This window comes from Roseomonas sp. TAS13, assembly GCF_001950415.1.
In the GTDB taxonomy this organism is placed as follows: domain Bacteria; phylum Pseudomonadota; class Alphaproteobacteria; order Acetobacterales; family Acetobacteraceae; genus Roseomonas; species Roseomonas mucosa.
On the sequence record NZ_BDLP01000398.1, the window covers coordinates 1 to 3,705 of the forward strand.

Genomic DNA, 3,705 nt, shown 5'->3' on the forward strand with positions numbered 1-3,705 from the left:
GCCGCGAGCACCGTGCTGCTCGGCTGGTCGCATGGCGGCAGCACGGTGCTCGCGGCGGCCAACCGCGCCTTCGGTCCCGTGCCGGAGGGGCTGGTCCGGGGGGCCGTGGCCCTCTATCCCGGCTGCGTCCGGGTCGGCCGCGCCTTGCCGCCCTTCGATCCGGCATCGCCGGTGCTGATGCTGCTGGGCGGCGCCGACGGCTGGACCCCGGCGCGCTTCTGCGAGGCCCTGGCTCGCCGCGCCGGGGAGCGGCCGGGCCCGTCCGTCGAAAGCGTGACCTATCCGGGGGCGGAACATGGCTTCGACCAGCCCCATATGCCGGTGCGGGAACTGTCCGGCATGGCCATCACCCCGAAGGGCGATGGCCGGGTGCGGATGGGCACCGACGCGTCGGCCCGCGCCGACGCGCTCCGCCAGGTGGCGGCCTTCCTGGCCCGCCTGCCGCCCGGCGGCCAGGAGTGACCGCGTCCGGCGGCGCCACGACCGGTGCATGGCAGCCCGGGCAACGGCAACGGGGCGGTCGTTGTTTCACGGAACCCGCAGCCATGGTAGGGAACGGCACATGACACAATCCTCCCCCCCGCGCGCCACGTTCATGGTGGCGATGGGCAGCGACCATGCCGGCGTCGAGCTGAAGGCCGCGCTGAAGAAGGCGCTGGAAGGCGCCGGCCATACGGTCGAGGATTTCGGCACGCATGGATCGGAAAGCGTGGACTACCCGGATTTCGCGAACAAGGTGGCGCAGTCGGTCAGCTCCGGCCACGCCCCGTTCGGCGTGCTGGTCTGCGGCACGGGAATCGGCATCTCCATCGCGGCCAACCGCCACCCGAAGATCCGCTGCGCCCTGGTCCACGATGTCACCGGCGCGCGGCTGTCGCGCCAGCACAACGATGCCAATGTCATCGCCCTCGGCGCCCGGGTGACCGGACCGGAAGTGGCGCTGGACGCCCTGCGCGCCTTCCTGACCACCCCCTATGAGGGCGGGCGGCACGAGCGCCGCGTGACCAAGCTGACGCCCGAACGCACGCCTTCCGCCTGAGGCCCCCCCGATGAACGACCAGACCACCGCCCCGAACCTGTCGCGCTTCTTCTCCGCCCCGCTGAGCGAGACCGATCCCGAGATCGCCGCCACCCTGACCGGCGAGCTGGCGCGGCAGCAGGACGGGATCGAGCTGATCGCCTCCGAGAACATCGTTTCCCGCGCGGTGATGGAGGCGCAGGGCTCGGTGCTGACCAACAAGTATGCGGAGGGCTATCCCGGCCGCCGCTACTATGGCGGCTGCGAGGTCGTGGACATCGCCGAGTCCCTGGCGATCGAGCGGGCGAAGAAGCTGTTCGATTGCAGCTTCGCCAATGTCCAGCCGCATAGCGGCGCCCAGGCCAACCAGGCGGTGTTCTTCGCGCTGATGCAGCCGGGCGACACCTTCATGGGCCTGGACCTCGCCGCGGGCGGGCACCTGACCCATGGCTCCCCGGCCAACCAGTCGGGCAAGTGGTTCAAGGTCGCGCCCTATACGGTGCGGCGCGAGGACCAGCTCATCGACATGGAGGAGGTCGCCCGCATCGCGCGGGAAAGCCGTCCCAAGGTGATCGTGGCCGGCGGCTCCGCCTACGCCCGGCACTGGGACTTCGCCCGCTTCCGCGAGATCGCGGACGAGGTCGGCGCCTATTTCATGGTGGACATGGCGCATTTCGCCGGCCTCGTGGCGGGCGGCGCGCATCCCTCGCCCGTGCCGCACGCCCATGTCACCACCACCACCACGCACAAGACCCTGCGCGGCCCGCGCGGCGGCATGATCCTCACCAATGACGAGGCGCTGGCCAAGAAGATCAACAGCGCCGTCTTCCCGGGCCTCCAGGGCGGGCCGCTGATGCATGTCATCGCCGCCAAGGCCGTCGCCTTCGGCGAGGCGCTGCGCCCCGATTTCCGCGCCTATGCCCGCCAGACGGTGGCCAATGCCAAGGCCCTGGCCGAGACGCTGCAATCCCTGGGCTTCGGCATCGTCACCGGCGGCACGGACAACCACCTGATGCTGGTGGACCTGCGGCCCAAGTCGCTGACCGGCAAGGCGGCCGAGGCGGCGCTGAACCGCGCCCACCTGACCTGCAACAAGAACGCCATCCCCTTCGACCCGGAAAAGCCGATGGTGACCTCCGGCGTGCGGCTGGGCTCGCCCGCCGGCACCACGCGCGGCTTCGGCGAGGCCGAGTTCCGCGAGGTCGGCCAGCTCATCGGCCAGGTGCTGGAAGGGCTGGGCAAGGCCAACGACCCCGGGGCCAACGGCGCCGCCGAGGCGGCGGTGAAGGCCCGGGTCCTCGAACTCTGCAACCGGTTCCCGATCTACCAGGCCTGACGGGACCGCCGGCCAGTGCGCTGCCCTTTCTGCGGAAGCGAGGATACGCAGGTCAAGGACAGCCGGCCGGCTGACGACGGCACCTCCATCCGCCGCCGCCGCGTCTGCAACGGCTGCGGCGAGCGCTTCACCACCTTCGAGCGGGTGCAGCTCCGCGAGCTGACGGTGGTGAAGACCGACGGGCGCCGCGTGCCCTTCGACCGCGACAAGCTCGGGCGCTCCATCCGGGTCGCGCTACGCAAGCGGCCGGTGGAGGAGGGGGCCGTGGACCGCATCGTCAACAGCCTCCAGCGCCGGCTGGAAACGGACGGCGACAGCGAGGTCACCTCCAAGCAGATCGGCCGCATGGTTCTGGAGCGGCTGAAGGAGCTGGACCAGGTGGCCTATGTGCGCTTCGCCAGCGTCTACGAGAATTTCCGCGAGGCGAAGGACTTCCAGGACCTGCTCGGTTCGCTGGACAATGGCTGAGGGGGGTGCCAAACCCGCCCCCCTTCGCCATGCCTCACGACAACGACATCCCCGCGACAGAGATCGACCGGCAGCACATGCGCGTCGCGCTGGCCCTGGCGGCGCGCGGCCTGGGCAACACCTGGCCGAACCCCGCCGTCGGCTGCGTCATCGTGCACGACGGGGTGGTGGTCGGGCGCGGCTGGACCTCGCCGGGCGGCCGCCCACATGCCGAGGTGAACGCGCTGACCCGGGCGGGCGAGGCGGCGCGCGGCGCCACCGCCTATGTGACGCTGGAGCCCTGCTCCCACTGGGGCAAGACGCCACCCTGCGTCGATGCGCTGGCCAGGGCGGGCGTGGCGCGGGTGGTCTCCGCCCTGCGCGACCCCGATCCGCGGGTGGACGGCAACGGCATCCGCCGGCTGCGGGAGTCCGGCATCGCGGTCACGGAAGGGGTGCTGGAGGCGGAGGCGCGGGCGCTGAATGCCGGCTTCATCCGCCGCATCGAGATCGGCCTGCCGCTGGTGACGCTCAAGCTCGCCACCACGCTCGACGGGCGCATCGCCACGCGCACGGGGGAAAGCCGCTGGATCACCGGCCCCGAGGCACGCCGGCTGACCCATGCGCTGCGCGGCACGCATGACGCCATCCTGGTCGGCAGCGGCACGGTGCTGGCCGACGACCCCGACCTGAGCTGCCGGCTGGAGGGCTTCACCCCGCGCCCGATCCTGCGCGCCGTGGCCGATACCCGTCTCCGCACCCCGCCCACCGCCCGGCTGCTGCAAGGCGGGCCGGAAGCGGTGCATGCGCGGGGCGAGGTGGTGGTGCTGACCGTGGCGGGGCACGACCGCGCGGCGATGGACCTGTCTCTTGATCACATCTACGCACAGCTCCACCGTAAGGC

The 3,705-nt window shown here is 71.6% G+C and carries 5 protein-coding genes; all 5 read left to right on the plus strand.

Going from position 1 to position 3,705, the window contains the following annotated elements; genetic code table 11:
- On the plus strand, positions 1 to 462 hold a 462-nt coding region (locus ROTAS13_RS20875; RefSeq protein ID WP_171979183.1), incomplete at its 5' end, for a dienelactone hydrolase family protein.
- A gap of 100 nt (positions 463 to 562) precedes the next feature.
- On the plus strand, positions 563 to 1,039 hold the full coding sequence (gene rpiB, locus ROTAS13_RS20880; RefSeq protein WP_019460272.1) for a ribose 5-phosphate isomerase B: 477 nt from the start codon (positions 563 to 565) through the stop codon (positions 1,037 to 1,039).
- A gap of 10 nt (positions 1,040 to 1,049) precedes the next feature.
- Positions 1,050 to 2,354 (plus strand): serine hydroxymethyltransferase, encoded by a 1,305-nt coding sequence (gene glyA / locus ROTAS13_RS20885; RefSeq protein WP_075823294.1) that lies wholly within the window; start codon positions 1,050 to 1,052, stop codon positions 2,352 to 2,354.
- Positions 2,355 to 2,369: 15 nt separating this feature from the next.
- Positions 2,370 to 2,822, plus strand: a complete 453-nt coding sequence (gene nrdR / locus ROTAS13_RS20890; RefSeq protein WP_019460270.1) for a transcriptional regulator NrdR — start codon at positions 2,370 to 2,372, stop codon at positions 2,820 to 2,822.
- Positions 2,823 to 2,851: 29 nt separating this feature from the next.
- Positions 2,852 to 3,705, plus strand: an 854-nt coding sequence (ribD, locus tag ROTAS13_RS20895; protein WP_075823295.1) for a bifunctional diaminohydroxyphosphoribosylaminopyrimidine deaminase/5-amino-6-(5-phosphoribosylamino)uracil reductase RibD, incomplete at its 3' end; no start/stop codon positions are given.

Coding starts and splice junctions, on each gene's coding strand:
- rpiB (WP_019460272.1), top strand. CDS start 563: ATGACACAATCCTCCCCCCCGCGCGCCACGTTCATGGTGGCGATGGGC.
- glyA (WP_075823294.1), top strand. CDS start 1,050: ATGAACGACCAGACCACCGCCCCGAACCTGTCGCGCTTCTTCTCCGCC.